Here is a 16,254-nt window from a genome sequence, read left to right on the forward strand (position 1 = left end):
CGCCGGGCCCTCTCCCAAGGGGAGAGGGGAGACACAAAGATTCACCGGAGACCACCATCATGCTGCACATCTTCTGCCCCTACTGCGGGGAGTTGCGCTCCGAAGAGGAATTCCATGCCAAGGGCCAAGCGCACATCCCGCGTCCGCTGGACCCGAGCGCCTGCACCGACGAGGAGTGGGGCGACTACATCTTCTTCCGCGACAACCCGCGCGGCATCCACCACGAGCTGTGGGTGCACTCGGCCGGCTGCCGCAAGTATTTCAACGCCACGCGCCACACCGTGAGCTACGAGATTCTCGAAACCTACAAGATCGGTGAGAAGCCCTCTGTCACCGAAGCCACCGTCGGCGAGAAGAAAGCCGCGACCGCAGGAGTAACGGCATGAGCCAGGTCAACCGTCTTCCCAAGGGCGGCCGCGTCGATCGCAGCCAGCCGCTGACCTTCACCTTCAACGGTGAGAACTACCAGGGCTTCGCCGGTGACACCCTGGCCGCAGCCCTGCTGGCCAACGGCGTCGATATCGTCGGCCGCAGCTTCAAGTACTCCCGTCCGCGTGGCATCGTTGCTGCCGGTGCGGAAGAGCCCAATGCCGTGCTGCAACTCGGTTCCACCGAGAGTGCCCAGGTGCCGAACGTGCGTGCCACCCAGCAGGCCCTGTATGCAGGCCTGGTGGCTACCAGCACCAACGGCTGGCCGAACGTCAATAACGACGTGATGGGCATCCTCGGCAAGGTCGGCGGCAAGATGATGCCGCCCGGGTTCTACTACAAGACCTTCATGTACCCGCAGAACCTGTGGCTGACCTACGAGAAGTACATCCGCAAGGCTGCTGGCCTGGGTCGTGCGCCGCTTGAGGTCGATCCGGACATCTACGATCACATGAACCAGTACTGCGACGTGCTGGTGGTCGGTGCTGGCCCTGCAGGGCTGGCCGCAGCCCTGGCCGCCGGCCGCAGCGGTGCCCGCGTGATCCTGGCTGACGAACAGGAAGAGTTCGGCGGCAGCCTGCTGGATACCCGCGAGACCCTGGACGGCAAGCCTGCCAGCGAGTGGGTGGCACAGGCCATCGCTGAACTGGAGAAGATGCCGGAAGTCACCCTGCTGCCGCGTGCCACGGTGAACGGCTATCACGATCACAACTTCCTCACCATCCACCAGCGCCTGACCGATCACCTCGGTGAAGTCGCGCCCCATGGCCAGGTCCGCCATCGCGTGCACCGTGTCCGCGCCAAGCGTGTGGTACTGGCTGCTGGCGCTCATGAGCGTCCGCTGGTGTATGCCAACAACGACGTGCCCGGCAACATGCTGGCCGGTGCCGTATCCACCTACGTTCGTCGCTACGGTGTAGCGCCGGGCCGCCAGCTGGTGCTGTCCACCAACAACGATTATGCCTACCGCGTGGTCCTGGACTGGCTGGATGCCGGCCAGCAGGTCGTCGCCGTGGCTGATGCCCGCAGCAACCCGCGCGGCACCTGGGTCGAAGAGGCCCGCGCCCGTGGCGTGCGCATCCTCACCGGCAGCGCCGTGGTCGAAGCCCGCGGCAGCAAGCGTGTCACCGGTGCACGCATCTGCGCCGTCGACCTGAAGAGCTTCAAGGTCACCAGCCCGGGCGAAGTACTCGACTGCGACCTGATCGTCACCTCTGGCGGTTACAGCCCGGTCGTGCACCTGGCGTCGCATCTGGGCGGCAAGCCGACCTGGCGTGAAGACATACTCGCTTTCGTTCCGGGTGAGGGCTTCCAGAAGCGTCATTGCGCCGGTGCCGTGAACGGTGTGTTCGGCCTGGGCGATGCACTGGCCGATGGCTTCGAGGCGGGCGTCAAGGCTGCTACCGAAGCTGGCTTCAAGGCGGTCGAAGGCAAGCTGCCGAAGACCGAGAAGCGTAATGATGAACCGGCGATCGCGCTGTTCCAGGTGCCGCACGACAAGTCCACCTCGCGTGCGCCGAAGCAGTTCGTCGACCTGCAGAACGACGTCACCGCAGCGGGCATCGAGCTGGCCACCCGCGAGGGCTTCGAGTCGGTCGAGCACGTCAAGCGCTACACCGCGCTGGGCTTCGGTACCGACCAGGGCAAGTTGGGCAACATCAACGGTCTGGCCATTGCGGCTCGCTCGATGGGTATCAGCATCCCGGAAATGGGCACCACCATGTTCCGCCCGAACTACACCCCGGTGACTTTTGGCGCTGTCGCCGGTCGTCATTGCGGTCACCTGTTCGAGCCCAAGCGTTACACCGCCATGCATCGCTGGCACCTGGCGCAGGGCGCCGAGTTCGAGGATGTCGGCCAGTGGAAGCGCCCGTGGTACTTCCCCAAGCGCGGCGAAGACATGCATGCCGCCGTGGCCCGCGAATGCAAGGCCGTGCGTGACAGCGTGGGCATCCTCGATGCCTCGACCCTGGGCAAGATCGACATCCAGGGCCCGGATGCGCGCGAGTTCCTCAACCGTGTCTACACCAACGCCTGGACCAAGCTGGACGTGGGCAAGGCCCGCTACGGCCTGATGTGCAAGGAAGACGGCATGGTCTTCGACGACGGCGTGACCGCGTGCCTCGCCGAGAACCACTTCGTGATGACCACCACCACCGGCGGTGCCGCGCGTGTGATGGAGTGGCTGGAGATCTACCACCAGACCGAATGGCCGGAGCTGAAGGTGTACTTCACCTCGGTGACCGACCATTGGGCCACCATGACCCTGTCCGGCCCGAACAGCCGCAAGCTGCTCGCCGAGGTCACCGACATCGATCTGGACAAGGACGGTTTCCCGTTCATGAGCTGGAAGGAAGGCCTGGTTGGCGGCGTCCCGGCGCGGGTGTTCCGCATTTCCTTCACCGGCGAACTGTCGTACGAAGTGAACGTGCAGGCCGACTACGCCCTGGGCGTGTGGGAGAAGATCGTCGAGGCCGGCAAGAAGTACAACCTGACCCCGTACGGCACTGAAACCATGCACGTACTGCGGGCCGAGAAGGGCTTCATCATCGTCGGTCAGGACACTGACGGTTCGGTGACCCCGGACGATCTGAACATGGGCTGGTGCGTCGGTCGCAACAAGTCCTTCTCCTGGATCGGCTGGCGCGGCATGAACCGCGAAGACAGCCTGCGCGAAGACCGCAAGCAGCTGGTGGGCCTCAAGCCCATCGACCCGAACCAGGTGCTGCCGGAAGGCGCCCAGCTGGTGTTCGATCCGAAGCAGTCCATCCCGATGAAGATGGTCGGCCACGTCACCTCCAGCTACATGAGCGCGACCTTGGGCTATTCCTTTGCCATGGCCGTGGTCAAGGGTGGCCTGAAGCGCATGGGCGAACGCGTGTTCGCGCCACTCGCCGATGGCAGCGTGATCGAAGCCGAAATCTGCAGCTCCGTGTTCTATGACCCGAAAGGGGATCGCCAGAATGTCTAACGTGAACGTCTACAAACAGCGCCCCGAAAAAGCCCAGGCCGAGTCGCCGCTGTTCCACGCCGGCCTCGACGAGCTGGCGCGCAAGGGCAAGAGCAGCGCAGGAGTGATCCTGCGCGAGAGGAAACTCCTCGGCCACCTGGTGATTCGTGGTGATGCCAAGGACCCTGCCTTCGCCGGTGGCGTGCACAGCGCCCTCGGCCTGGAGCTGCCGGTGGCCCTGACCCTGGTGGCCAGCGGCGACACCTCGCTGCAGTGGCTGGGGCCGGACGAGTGGCTGTTGATCGTGCCGAGCGGCGAGGAGTTCGCCACCGAACAGCGTCTGCGCAAGGCGCTGGAGGGGCAGCACATCTCGGTAGTCAACGTCAGCGGTGGCCAGACCGTCCTGGAACTGTCCGGGGCCCATGCCCGCGAAGTGCTGATGAAGTCCACGTCCTATGACGTGCACCCGAGCAACTTCCCGGTGGGCAAGGCGGTGGGCACCAACTTCGCCAAGTCCCAACTGGTGATTCGCCATACTGGCGAAGACACCTGGGAACTGCTGGTTCGCCGCAGCTTCGCCGACTACATCTGGCTCTGGCTGCAGGATGCCAGCGCCGAGTTCGGTTTGGCGGTGAAGGCCTGAGGCATGCACGGATAGCCCCCCTCTCCCTCCGGGAGAGGGGGGATAACCATCGGAGTCCGCATATGAGCCGCACCCCCGATACCTGGATTCTCACCGCCCATTGCCCGAGCGTGCTCGGCACCGTGGATGCGGTGACGCGCTTTCTCTACGAGCAGCGCTGCTATGTCACCGAACACCACTCTTTCGATGACCGGCTCTCCTCGCGCTTCTTCATTCGTGTTGAGTTCCGCCAACCGGACAACTTCGACGAGCAGGCCTTCCGTTCTGGCCTTGCGGAGCGCCTGGCACCCTTCGACATGCAGACCGAGCTGACGCCACCGGGCTATCGCGCCAAGGTGGTGTTGATGGTGTCCAAAGCCGATCACTGCCTGAACGACTTGCTCTACCGTCAGCGCATTGGCCAACTGGCCATGGACGTTGTCGCGGTGGTATCCAACCACCCTGATCTCGAGCCGCTGGCCCGCTGGCACGACATTCCCTACTACCACTTCCCCCTTGATCCTAACGACAAGCCGGCGCAGGAGCGCAAGGTCTTGCAGGTGATTGAGGAGACCGGCGCCGAACTGGTCGTGCTCGCCCGCTACATGCAGGTGCTCTCGCCCGAACTGTGCCGCAAGCTGGACGGCTGGGCGATCAACATCCACCACTCCCTGCTGCCCGGCTTCAAGGGCGCCAAGCCCTACCACCAGGCCTATCAGAAGGGGGTCAAGCTGGTGGGCGCCACCGCTCATTACATCAACAACGACCTGGACGAAGGCCCGATCATCGCCCAGGGCGTGGAGTCCGTGGATCACGCCCATTACCCCGAAGACCTGATTGCCAAGGGCCGGGACATCGAGTGCCTGACCCTGGCCAAGGCCGTGGGTTACCACATCGAACGCCGTGTGTTCCTCAACGCCAACCGCACGGTTGTGCTCAACGCATGACCTAGAAATCCCTGCCCGCCAGAACGTAGCCCGGACTTCAGTCCGGGACCGGAGGTGGGCAGTTTCCCGGGCTGAAGTCCGGGCAACAGCAGCATTTAGGGGGACCGCTCTGCCAGGTTTACCGGCGGTGCCCAGCAACAGACGCAAGCTCCAGTACAAGGCCGCGCGGCCGTCGGTCGCGCCTTTGTATTCACAACAACAAAGGAGAATTACGCATGTCTGGTAATCGTGGTGTCGTTTATCTCGGCGCAGGCAAGGTCGAAGTCCAGAAGATCGACTATCCAAAAATGCAGGATCCGCGCGGTCGCAAGATCGAGCACGGGGTCATCCTGAAAGTTGTTTCCACCAATATCTGCGGCTCGGACCAGCACATGGTGCGCGGCCGTACCACCGCCCAGGTCGGCCTGGTGCTTGGCCACGAGATCACCGGTGAGGTGATCGAGAAGGGCCGTGACGTCGAGAACCTGCAGATCGGCGACCTGGTTTCCGTGCCCTTCAACGTCGCCTGCGGCCGCTGCCGCTCCTGCAAGGAACAACACACTGGCGTGTGCCTGACCGTCAACCCCGCCCGCGCCGGGGGTGCTTACGGTTACGTCGACATGGGCGACTGGACCGGTGGCCAGGCCGAATACGTGCTGGTGCCCTACGCCGACTTCAACCTGCTCAAGCTGCCGGACCGCGACAAGGCCATGGAGAAAATCCGTGACCTGACCTGCCTGTCCGACATCCTGCCCACCGGTTACCACGGCGCGGTCACCGCCGGCGTTGGCCCGGGCAGCACCGTGTATGTGGCCGGCGCTGGTCCTGTGGGCCTGGCCGCTGCCGCCTCTGCCCGTCTGCTGGGCGCGGCCGTGGTGATCGTCGGTGACGTCAACCCGGTGCGTCTGGTGCATGCCAAGGCGCAGGGCTTCGAGATCGCCGACCTGTCCCAGGACACCCCGCTGCACGAGCAGATCGCGGCTCTGCTGGGTGAGCCTGAGGTGGATTGCGCCATCGACGCCGTAGGCTTCGAAGCACGCGGCCATGGCCATTCCGGTGCCCAGCACGAAGCCCCGGCTACCGTGCTCAACTCGCTGATGCAGGTCACCCGCGTGGCCGGCAAGATCGGTATTCCCGGCCTCTACGTCACCGAAGACCCGGGCGCGACCGATGCTGCCGCCAAGATCGGCAGCCTGAGCATCCGTTTCGGCCTCGGCTGGGCCAAGTCCCACAGCTTCCACACCGGCCAGACCCCGGTGATGAAGTACAACCGCGCACTGATGCAGGCCATCATGTGGGACCGCATCAACATTGCCGAAGTGGTGGGCGTGCAGGTCATCAGCCTGGACCAGGCCCCCAACGGCTACCACGAGTTCGATGCTGGCGTGCCGAAGAAATTCGTCATCGACCCGCACAAGACCTTCAGCGCAGCCTGATCGACTGCAGTACCCCCGACGCCGTGGGTGTGACAGCCGCGGCGTCTGTCCTCAAGGAGCCTTCGGGCTCCTTTTTTTTTGGTGCTTCTCCGAAACCCGGTGGGGCAGTGGGACGAGCCGACGGAATGCCGGGAACGCTGGCCCCCTCCGCGTAGTCATATCCTCGAGTTTCCGCTCACCGGCCGGTACGCAGTGTTCCGGCACGGCTCAAACCTCGAGGTCGACTATGCACACCCCCCGAATCCTGACCCTGGCCACTTTGCTGACGTTGGCGGCCAGCCCGGTATTCGCCGTTACCCTCAGTGATGTGGTGTCCGCCGCCGCAGCGAGTGGCGCCGGGACCGGAACAGCGCAAAGCACCGCCCCGGGCATAGCGCCGGCGGAAACCGCAGCTTTGGTGAACCAGTTGGGCGGCCAATTGCAGATCACCCCGGAGCAGGCCATCGGCGGCGCCGCGGCGTTGTTCGGCCTGGCACGCAATAACCTGCCGGCCGACGAGTTTGCCCAACTCGATCAAGCGGTACCGGGAGTCGGCATGTTGACCGATCCCAACACCATGGGGCTGCTCAATGGATTGGGTGGCTTGGGCGGTTTGCTCGGGCAACCGGCGACCGGTGGCCTGGGCAACCAGCCCGGTGTGCTGGCCGGTCAGATGAACAACATGGCCGACGTCACCCAGGCCTTTGGCAACCTGGGCATGGATGGCGGCCTGATCGCCCAGTTCGCACCGCTGATCCTGTCGTTCCTCGGCCAACAGGGCCTGACCAGCTCACTGCTGCAGAACCTTGGCAATATCTGGAAGTGGACCACGCCCCAGGTCAATCCGGGCCTGCAGCCTTTGGTGCCGGTCGCGCCGGCCGTGCCGGTGGTAAATGGCACCTCGACCTGAGGTGCCCGTTCAGGCGTTTCTGTTCAGCTCTGCGCGCAACTGGTCGATGCGCGCATCTTTCTCTTCCCATAATTGGTTGACCCAGCCCTGGACGGACTGGCGGAATTTGGCATCGTTCTCGTAGTCACCCTGCCACAGGGCCGGGTCCAGTTCGCGGGTCTGGATGTCGACGATGACCCGGGGCACCTGACCGCTGAGCAGGGCCCAGAAACCGGGGACGCCGTTGCCAGGGTAGACCAGGGTGACGTCGAGGATCGCGTCCAATTGCTCGCCCAGCGCCGCGAGGACGAAGGCGACACCGCCAGACTTCGGCTTCAGCAAGTGTCGGTAGGGCGACCCTTGCCGGGCCTGCTTGGCGGGGGTGCAGCGGGTGCCTTCCAAGTAGTTGACCACGGTGACCGGCAGGCGCTTGAACTTCTCGCAGGCCGTCTTGGTGATTTCCAGGTCCTTGCCCTTCATCTCCGGGTGCTTTTCGAGGAAGGCCTTGGAGTAGCGCTTCATGAAGGGGTAGTCCAGCGCCCAGAAGGCTAGCCCAAGGAATGGAACCCAGATCAGCTCTTTTTTCAGGAAGAACTTGAAGTAGGGCGCCTTGCGATTGAAAGCCTGCACCAGGGCCGGGATGTCGACCCAGGACTGGTGGTTGCTGATGACCAGGTAGGAAGTGTCTTTGCGCATGCCATCGCCGCCACGGATGTCCCAGTGCGTCGGGATGAGGGCGGCGAAAATGCGCTTGTCGTTCTCGGCCCAGGCTTCGGCGACCCACATCACGCCACGCGAGCAGGCGTCGCGCAGGTTCTGGCCGGGCAGGACAACCTTGAGCAGGGCGATCAGCAGCATCGGGCCGATCAGAGTCAGGGTGTTGAGCAGCAACAGCAGGGTGGTGGCAATTCCGGTCAGCAGTGCCCGCATGGCTCCTTGGCTCCTCGGCCTGTTGTTTGAGCGCCATGATACGCAGGGAATGGGAAGCGCCCAAGCCGCTGGCCAGCTCGCGAGCCGGAGACACGCAGTGTGAAAGTCGGCGCGCTTGCGGGCGAAATACCTTGCCTAGTGGAGCGCACCGTCGAACCATTGGCCGCTAGGTCAGTCCCAAAACCGTAGTCATTGACGAGGAGAAGCTTCTTGAAACGTCTGATTGCCCTGCTGTCACTGGTGGCCCTGCCGGTGTTCGCCACCGAGGAACCTACTCTCTACGGTCGCTACGAGTACGTGCGGCTGCCGGAGATCGGCCAGACCCTGAAGGCCAAGATGGACACAGGGGCATTGACCGCTTCGCTGTCGGCGAAGGATATCGAGCGCTTCACGCGCGACGGTGAGGACTGGGTACGCTTTCGACTGGCCACCAGGAACGCGGACGACACTGTCTTCGAGCATCGACTGTCGCGCATGAGCAAAATCAAGAACCGCGCCGGCGAGCAGAGCGAGGAGGACGAGGCACCCTCGGCGGAAGTGTCCAAGCGCCCGGTGGTGGACATGGAAATGTGCCTGGGAGGCGTGAAACGCACGGTAGAGGTCAACCTTGCCGACCGCAGCAGCTTCAACTACCCCTTGCTGATCGGCGCCAAGGCTCTGCGCGAGTTCAAGGCTGCCGTCTACCCGGGGCAGAAGTTTGCTGCCGGCAAACCGCAATGCTGATATGACCGGACGAGGCCGCTTGACGCGTTGGGCGGCCTTCCAGTTCAAGGATCCGAGCGTTCCTTCTACGCGTAGCGCCCAACCTCAGGGCGCAGAAGCACCACCCTGAGGCTCTTGCGCTTCAACTCGTGTGGTGCTCTGCTCTGGTCGTCATTGCCTGCGGTCGCGGATTGATAAGCGACTGCCGCCTCGCGGCGCCCGGGCGAGCGTGCATCGTCTATAAGTGATCGGCAAAGGCGCCCTGCTTTTCGTTGGGTGTCGCCATTTCGTAAACAGCTTTTGGCTTGATTCTTGATTCGGCACTCGTCCAAGCGCCGACGCTGGACTACAAGAACTACAGACACCCAGGAGCCCGTGCATGAAAACCGTTGCCGAGATACTCAGAGCCAAGTCCCATACCCAAATCTTCAGCGTCAGCCCGACGACGACTGTGCTGGAAGCCGCCTTGCTGATGGCCGAGAAGGACATCGGCGCATTGGTGGTGATGGAAGCCGGCGAGTTGGTCGGCATCGTCACCGAGCGTGACTTCGTGCGTCGTGTGGCTGCATTGGAGCGCTCCGCCTACGCCACCGGCATCGAGGAGGTCATGACCTCCAATCTGTTCGTGGTCGCCCCGCGCGACAGTAACCAGTACTGCATGCAACTGATGACCGAGAAGAACTTGCGCCACCTGCCGGTGCTGGATAACGGCAAGTTGGTGGGGCTGCTCTCCATCCGAGATCTGGTGCGCGATATCACCGCCGAGCAGGAAAGCCTGATCCAGCATCTGGAACAGTACATCCGCGGGGCCTGAGCCATCGGCTCCGCCAACCCAGCCGGGCTGCTGCCCGCGAAGCAGCCCGGCCGCCCTTCAACACAGACGGACTGATCAGGGTGTCGGTGTGGTGGCTTGCAGGGAGGGGCGCAGGCTGACGGCTGAATACCAGGCGGCCAGCCGGGGGCAGTCACGGCGCCAGTTCAGGTCGGGCATGCGGAAGTCCAGGTAGCCGAGCGCACAGGCGAGGCTGATGGCGGCGACGTCGAAGTGTTTCTCAAGCTCGCCAGAGGCTTGCTCGAAGACTTCCAGGGAACGGTCGATCTTGCTGAACTGGCCCAGCACCCAATCATCCCAGCGCTTGTCCTCGGGCCGCAGGAACGTCTCGTAGCGGGTGAGGACGGCAGCGTCGAGCATCGCGTCGGCCAGCGAGGCGAGAGTCAGCCGGCGCCAGCGAGCGGGCCCCTCGCGGGGGATCAGCGGCGTGCCCTGATGCTGGTGGTCGAGGTAGTCGAGGATCACCCGGCTGTCATGCAGCACGCTGCCATCGGGGAGCACCAGGGCTGGAATCTTGCCGGCCGGGTTGTGCTCGTTCAGCTCCGTGCTCGGGTGCACCGGGGAGAGCTGCACGCCGCGCAGGATCACCGCGTCCAACTGACCGGTCTCGTGCAACAGCACCATCACCTTGCGCACGTAGGGTGAGGTGGGGGAGTGGTAGAGGGTCAGGCTGGCGCTCATGCGGAGTCCTCGGCAACAGGGGCATTTGACAGCCAAGTTATACCGTATTGGCGAGCGGCCGGGCAGGCTGTCACAACGCCGGGGCGTGCAGTCGACGTTGCCTACGGGCGAGGGCAGAGGCCAGGGCAGCCGGGCTGTCGAGGCCTTGGCGGCGGGCTCGGCTGAAGAGAATCAGGGCTATCTCGGCGGTCACCAGCGCATCGGCGCTGGCGTGGTGACGTTGCTGAACCTGCAGGCCGAAGTGTTCGATCCAGTCGTCCAGGCCACCGTTGCGAATGCCGGCTTCGGGGCAGAGCATCGGCGCCAGTTCGGCGACGTCGAGGAAGCAGTGGCGCAGGCGGTAGTCGAGGTCCTGCTTGAGCGCGCGGGTCAGCATGCGCTGGTCGAAAGTGGCGTGGAAGGCAAGGATCGGGCTGTCGCCGAGAAACTCCATGAAATCGAGCAGGGCTTCAGCCGGATCCACGCCAGCGGCCAGGGCGCTGGGGGCGATGCCGTGGATCAGCACACTGGCGCTGGGTTTGCCGGCGTCACGCTGGAGGGTGGATTCGAACTGACTGCCGAGGTCGATGGCACCGTCTTCGATGGTCACGGCGCCAATCGAAAGCACCAGGTCACGGCTCATGTTCAGGCCGCTGGTTTCCAGGTCGAGGACGACGAAACGCTGCTCGCGGAGCGGACGATCATCCAGGGTGGCGGGTGCAGGCAGCTGGTCTCGACGTTCGGCTATGGCCGGGTCGAGGGGCTTGCGGCGGGTGAACCAGGGGAATCCGCTCATAGCTGGTAGCGCAGCGCGAGGCTGCTCTGCAGGCGCTGGGCCTGGCGGAACGACTCGCGCAGGATGCGCCGGTCGAGGTGGTTGAGGCTGTCCGGATCCAGCCGGTTGGAGTAGGGCAGGCCTTGCCGTGCCTGGAGCTGGTGCTGCTGCATGCGGGTGAGCTGGATGAAGTGATAGGCCTCCTCAAAGGCTCCGCCGTCCTGGGCATCGATGACCCCGCGGCCGACCAGCTCGCGCAGTCGATCGAGCGTGTTGCAGGCGTCGATGCCGTGAGCCAGGGCCAGCAAGCGTGCCCCGTCGACGAAGGGCGTCAGGCCTTGCACCTTGAGATCCAGCGTATCTTTCTCGGTTCCTTTGCGAGCAACCACGAAGTCGCGGAAGCGCCCCACTGGAGGACGCTGGCGCAGTGCGTTTTCGGCCATCAAGCGCTGGAACAGGCTGTTGTCGGCGATCTGGATGAGCAGCTCGCTGTGCAGGGCCTCACAGCCTTCGGTGGGGCCCCAGACGGCACGCAGGTCGAAGTAGATGCTCGAGCCCAGCAGGCTCTCCGGTGTCGCCTCGCGGACGAACCCGGCGAAGCGACGGCTCCATTCCGTGCGAGAGAGGCAGAGCTCCGGGTTCCCGGCCATGATGCCGCCCTTGCACAGATCGAAACCGCATTGTGCCAAGGCTTCATTGATGTGCTCGGCCAGTGGCAGCAGCCGTCCACGAATGGCAGCAGCCTCGGCGGCATCACGGGCCTCGAAGAGGATGCCGTTGTCCTGGTCGGTGTGCAGGGTCTGTTCGCAGCGCCCTTCGCTGCCGAAGCACAGCCAGGTGAAGGGCACGCCAGGGTCACCCAGTTCTTCCAGCGCCAGCTCGATGACCCGGCACACGGTGTGGTCGTTGAGCAGGGTGATGATGTGGGTGATCTGGGTCGAGCTGGCGCCGTGGGCGAGCATGCTGTCCACCAGGCGCTGGATTTCACTGCGCAGGGCGGCGAGGGTTTCGACGCGACCAGCATGACGAATGGTGCGGGCCAGGTGTACCAGGTCGACGCGCTGCAGGGAGAACAGGTCGCGTTCGGAGACCACGCCGACCAGGCGTTCGTTCTCCACCACGCAGACATGGGCGATGTGCCGCTCGGTCATGGCGATGGCCGCGTCGAAGGCGCTGGAGGTCGGCGGCAGGTGGAACGGGGCCTGGGTCATGAGCTCTCTGATTGGCTGGCTCAGGTCGGCGCTGGCATCGGCGATGACGCGGCGCAGATCACGCAGAGTGAAAATGCCCAGGGGCCGCCTGTCGGAACCGACGATCACAATACTGCCCACCTGCTGTTCGTGCATCAATCGCACGGCATCGCGCAGGGGTAGGTCGGGAGGGCAGGCGATCGGCTGGCGCACGGCCAGTTCGCCCAGGCGTGTATCGAGCGAGTACTGGGCGCCGAGGGTTTCCACGGCACGGAGCTGGACTTGCTGGTTGACCTGATCGAGCAGGCTGCTGACTCCGCGCAGGGCGAAGTCACGAAAGGGGTTGGAGAGGGCGAACAGCTTGACGAAGGCAGACTTGCCCAGCAGCAGGCAGAAGGTGTCCTCGCCCGCCAGGTGCTCGGTGCGCGTGGCGCGCTCGCCCAGCAGTGCGGCCAGCGGGAAGCATTCGCCGCTGGCGATCTCGAAGGTGGTTTCGGTTCCGCGCCGGGCGGTGTGCGGCCGTTCACCGACCACCCGGCCCTGCTTGACGATGTAGAAGTGCTCTACAGGCCCATCCTGCGGCTTGATGATGGACTCTCCAGCCGCATAGAAGCGCAGCAGGCAATGCTCGACCATGAAGGCGAGGTGGGCGGTTTCCATCTGATTGAACGGTGGATACTTCTGCAGGAGCTCCATGGTGCCGTGGATGTTCTGCATTACCGCCTGTTTGCCGGCTTGGGCAAAGGCATCTGCCTGGGTCATGGGCGTGCCTGTTCTATCGAGGATGGCTTCATGCTGCGGGGAGCCCGCACTTTCGCCCATTGGACCTAAGTCTAGGTGGTTGAGCGTCGGAGGTTTCTTACCGTTCGGCGGGAAGTTTCATGGTAATGGAACTCATTAGGGCTTTCAGGCATCTGAATCGCGGATTCCGTGCTAAATGTTTTTACTGGCTCGCAAGGCCCGCTATGGATGGCACCTTGAGGATTCTTAGATGAGTTACGGTGATTTGTTGACGGATGCCGAGCTGCAAGCGCTCGACGAAATCATGCGTGTACCCAGTGCGCCGCCCAGCGTTCTGCTGGTTGACGACGACGAGGCGGGACGTGATGCCTTGGCTGACCAGCTGGTATCGCAGGGCATCCCTTGCATCACGGCCGACAGCGGTGAGCAGGCTCTGGCGCTGCTGGTTACCCGACCTTCCATCGGTCTGATGATCACCGAGCTGCACATGCAATGCGGTAGCGGACTGGAACTGGTGCGCCAAGTGCGCCAGTCGGCGCGCGCGAGCCTGCCCGTAGTCATCATCTCGGCTCATGCCGATGTCGAGGACGCTATCGAAGCCATGCACATGAAGGTGGTGGATTTCCTGCTCAAGCCTGTGGACGTCAGCCGGCTGGTCAACCTCGCAGACATCGAATTTGGTGCTCCACCAGAGCCTCCCAAGGCACCACCGCCCCCGGTGCGTCCCAGGCAGGCGAAAGCCAAAGCGAAGGTCATTGCGCTGAAGAGCGCTTGAAGAAACCGCCCGGAAGGGCGGTTTTTTTGTGCCTGCGATTTGGCCAGTGTGGGTGCGAATTCATCCGCCAAGGGACGCTCAGAGGCCCATGGAATTCACTGGCAGGCGTAGGGCCTGCTTCGAGAATGAACTCGCACTACAGGGACAGGTTTCTGTGACACAAAGGAAAACCGCCCGGAAGGGCGGTCTTTCATATCGCGCAGCTTACAGGCCGTACTTCGCCTTGAACTCGCGACGGCGGCGGTGCAGCACCGGCTCGGTGTAGCCGTTGGGTTGCTTGGTGCCTTCTACGACCAGTTCCAACGCAGCCTGGAAGGCCACGTTGTCGGCGAAGTTCGGCGCCATCGGACGGTACAGCGGGTCATTGACGTTCTGCCGGTCGACCACGGATGCCATGCGCTCCAGGCTCTCGACGATCTGCTCGCGGGTGACCACGCCGTGGCGCAGCCAGTTGGCCAGCAGTTGGCTGGAGATACGCAGGGTAGCGCGGTCTTCCATCAGGCCGACATCGTTGATGTCCGGCACCTTGGAGCAGCCGACGCCCTGGTCGATCCAGCGCACTACATAACCGAGAATGCCCTGGGCGTTGTTGTCCAGTTCGTTCTGGATCTCTTCCGCGCTCCAGTTGGTATTCGGCGCCAGCGGGATGGTCAGGATGTCGTCCACAGAAGCCGGTGCGCGTTTGGCGAGTTCTGCCTGGCGGGCGAACACGTCGACCTTGTGGTAGTGCAGTGCGTGCAGGGTAGCCGCGGTGGGTGAGGGGACCCAGGCGGTGTTGGCGCCGGCCAGAGGGTGGCCGATCTTCTGCTCGAGCATGCCTGCCATCAGGTCCGGCATCGCCCACATGCCCTTTCCGATCTGCGCGCGGCCTTGCAGGCCGGTGGCCAGGCCGACGTCGACATTGTTGTTCTCGTAGGCACCGATCCACTTCTCGGCCTTCATGGCGCCCTTGCGCACCATGGCGCCGGCTTCCATGGAGGTGTGGATTTCGTCACCGGTACGGTCGAGGAAACCGGTGTTGATGAAGACGACGCGCTCGGCAGCGGACTTGATGCAGGCCTTGAGGTTGACCGTGGTGCGGCGCTCCTCGTCCATGATGCCGACCTTCAGGGTGTTGCGCGGCATGCTGAGGACGTCCTCGACACGACCGAACAGCTCGCTGGCGAAGGCGACTTCTTCCGGGCCGTGCATCTTCGGCTTGACGATGTAGACCGAGCCGGTGCGAGTGTTCTTGCGGCTGGTGTTGCCGTTGAGGTTGTGCAGGGCGATCAGGCTGGTGAACAGGCCGTCCTGGATGCCTTCAGGCACTTCGTTGCCCTGGGCGTCGAGGATTGCCGGGTTGGTCATCAGGTGACCGACGTTACGTACGAATAGCAGGGAACGACCGTGCAGAGTCATTTCGCTGCCGTCGGCTTTGGTGTACGTGCGGTCCGGGTTCATGGTGCGGGTGAAGCTCTGGCCGCCCTTGCTGACTTCTTCAGTGAGGTCGCCTTTCATCAGGCCCAGCCAGTTGCGATAGACCACGACCTTGTCGTCGGCATCGACAGCGGCGACGGAGTCTTCGCAGTCCATGATGGTGGTCAGCGCGGACTCCATCAGCACGTCCTTCACGCCAGCGGCATCGGTCTGACCGATCGGGCTGGTGGGGTCGATCTGGATTTCGAAGTGCAGGCCGTTGTGCTTGAGCAGCACGGCCGCGGGGTTAGCGGCGTCACCCTGGAAGGCGATGAACTGGGCGGCATTCTTCAGCCCGGTTTCAGTGCCGTTCTTCAGGCTGATAGCAAGCGTGCCGTTCTTCACTACATAAGCGGTGGCGTCGACGTGGGAAGCGCCTTCCAGCGGCGCGGCCTCATCGAGGAAGGCGCGGGCGAAGGCAATGACCTTGTCGCCACGGACCATGTTGTAGCCCTTGCCCTTCTCGGCGCCGCCTTCTTCGCTGATCGCATCGGTGCCGTAGAGGGCATCGTAGAGCGAACCCCAGCGGGCGTTGGCGGCGTTCAGGGCGAAGCGTGCATTCATTACCGGCACCACCAGCTGCGGGCCAGCCATGCGGGCGATCTCTTCGTCGACGTTCTGGGTGCTGGCCTGGAAGTCGGCCGGCTCCGGCAGCAGGTAGCCGATTTCCTGGAGGAATGCCTTGTAGGCCACGGCATCATGGGTCTGGCCGGCGCGTGCCTGGTGCCAGGCATCGATCTTGGCCTGCAGTTCATCGCGTTTGGCGAGGAGGGCTTTGTTCTTCGGAGCCAGGTCATTGATGACGGCTTCCACACCGGCCCAGAACTTATCGGCGGCAATGCCGGATCCGGGGATGGCTTCGTTGTTCACGAAGTCGAACAGGACTCTGGCGACCTGAAGGCCACCGACTTGAACGCGCTCAGTCATTGCTTGCCTCACTCTGCTCAATATCCGCTCGGACTG

The 16,254-nt window shown here is 63.8% G+C and carries 13 protein-coding genes and 1 pseudogene; 9 read left to right on the forward strand and 5 right to left on the reverse strand.

The window, feature by feature from the left end:
- Positions 1-59: 59 nt before the first annotated feature.
- The 6 genes from OXH74_RS10170 to OXH74_RS10195 all read left to right on the forward strand — a co-directional run bounded on the left by OXH74_RS10170 (position 60) and on the right by OXH74_RS10195 (position 7,252).
- Positions 60-386: a sarcosine oxidase subunit delta gene (locus OXH74_RS10170; RefSeq protein ID WP_215380940.1), complete on the forward strand. Its 327-nt coding sequence runs from the start codon at positions 60-62 to the stop codon at positions 384-386.
- Positions 383-3,400 carry a sarcosine oxidase subunit alpha gene (locus OXH74_RS10175; RefSeq protein ID WP_215380937.1) on the forward strand — a complete coding sequence of 1,006 codons (3,018 nt, stop codon included), beginning with the start codon at positions 383-385 and terminating at the stop codon, positions 3,398-3,400. Before OXH74_RS10170 ends, OXH74_RS10175 begins: the two co-directional genes overlap by 4 nt.
- On the forward strand, positions 3,393-4,022 hold the full coding sequence (locus tag OXH74_RS10180) for a sarcosine oxidase subunit gamma (protein WP_215380934.1): 630 nt from the start codon (positions 3,393-3,395) through the stop codon (positions 4,020-4,022). The genes OXH74_RS10175 and OXH74_RS10180 overlap by 8 nt, the downstream gene beginning before the upstream one ends.
- Positions 4,023-4,084: 62 nt before the next feature.
- On the forward strand, positions 4,085-4,948 hold the full coding sequence (purU, locus tag OXH74_RS10185; RefSeq protein WP_375741104.1) for a formyltetrahydrofolate deformylase: 864 nt from the start codon (positions 4,085-4,087) through the stop codon (positions 4,946-4,948).
- Positions 4,949-5,163: 215 nt separating this feature from the next.
- On the forward strand, positions 5,164-6,363 hold the full coding sequence (gene fdhA, locus OXH74_RS10190) for a formaldehyde dehydrogenase, glutathione-independent (RefSeq protein WP_375741105.1): 1,200 nt from the start codon (positions 5,164-5,166) through the stop codon (positions 6,361-6,363).
- 226 nt (positions 6,364-6,589) lie between these two features.
- Positions 6,590-7,252, forward strand: coding sequence for a DUF2780 domain-containing protein (locus OXH74_RS10195; RefSeq protein ID WP_375741106.1), 663 nt, complete (start codon positions 6,590-6,592; stop codon positions 7,250-7,252).
- 9 nt (positions 7,253-7,261) lie between these two features.
- On the opposite strand, the gene OXH74_RS10200 is transcribed toward OXH74_RS10195, so the two are convergent.
- Positions 7,262-8,161 carry an acyltransferase gene (locus OXH74_RS10200; protein WP_375741107.1) on the reverse strand — a complete coding sequence of 300 codons (900 nt, stop codon included), beginning with the start codon at positions 8,159-8,161 and terminating at the stop codon, positions 7,262-7,264.
- 210 nt (positions 8,162-8,371) lie between these two features.
- On the opposite strand from OXH74_RS10200, the gene OXH74_RS10205 reads away from it, so the two are divergent.
- Positions 8,372-8,884 (forward strand): ATP-dependent zinc protease, encoded by a 513-nt coding sequence (locus tag OXH74_RS10205; RefSeq protein ID WP_375741108.1) that lies wholly within the window; start codon positions 8,372-8,374, stop codon positions 8,882-8,884.
- 358 nt (positions 8,885-9,242) lie between these two features.
- Positions 9,243-9,677 (forward strand): CBS domain-containing protein, encoded by a 435-nt coding sequence (locus OXH74_RS10210; protein ID WP_215380911.1) that lies wholly within the window; start codon positions 9,243-9,245, stop codon positions 9,675-9,677.
- Between the two features lie 75 nt (positions 9,678-9,752).
- On the opposite strand, the gene OXH74_RS10215 is transcribed toward OXH74_RS10210, so the two are convergent.
- The 3 genes from OXH74_RS10215 to OXH74_RS10225 form a co-directional block, all read right to left on the reverse strand.
- Positions 9,753-10,376, reverse strand: a complete 624-nt coding sequence (locus OXH74_RS10215) for a glutathione S-transferase family protein (RefSeq protein ID WP_375741109.1) — start codon at positions 10,374-10,376, stop codon at positions 9,753-9,755.
- Between the two features lie 70 nt (positions 10,377-10,446).
- Positions 10,447-11,151, reverse strand: a complete 705-nt coding sequence (locus OXH74_RS10220) for a PolC-type DNA polymerase III (RefSeq protein WP_375741110.1) — start codon at positions 11,149-11,151, stop codon at positions 10,447-10,449.
- On the reverse strand, positions 11,148-13,082 hold the full coding sequence (locus tag OXH74_RS10225; RefSeq protein ID WP_375741111.1) for a putative nucleotidyltransferase substrate binding domain-containing protein: 1,935 nt from the start codon (positions 13,080-13,082) through the stop codon (positions 11,148-11,150). Before OXH74_RS10225 ends, OXH74_RS10220 begins: the two co-directional genes overlap by 4 nt.
- A 229-nt stretch (positions 13,083-13,311) precedes the next feature.
- Between OXH74_RS10225 and OXH74_RS10230 the strand changes: the two are divergent.
- Positions 13,312-13,743, forward strand: a pseudogene (locus OXH74_RS10230) (response regulator); the annotation flags it as partial.
- A gap of 297 nt (positions 13,744-14,040) precedes the next feature.
- Here the strand turns inward: OXH74_RS10230 and OXH74_RS10235 are convergent.
- Positions 14,041-16,218, reverse strand: a complete 2,178-nt coding sequence (locus tag OXH74_RS10235) for a malate synthase G (protein WP_375741112.1) — start codon at positions 16,216-16,218, stop codon at positions 14,041-14,043.
- Positions 16,219-16,254: the final 36 nt, after the last annotated feature.

This window comes from Metapseudomonas boanensis, assembly GCF_042232855.1.
Taxonomy (GTDB): domain Bacteria; phylum Pseudomonadota; class Gammaproteobacteria; order Pseudomonadales; family Pseudomonadaceae; genus Metapseudomonas; species Metapseudomonas boanensis.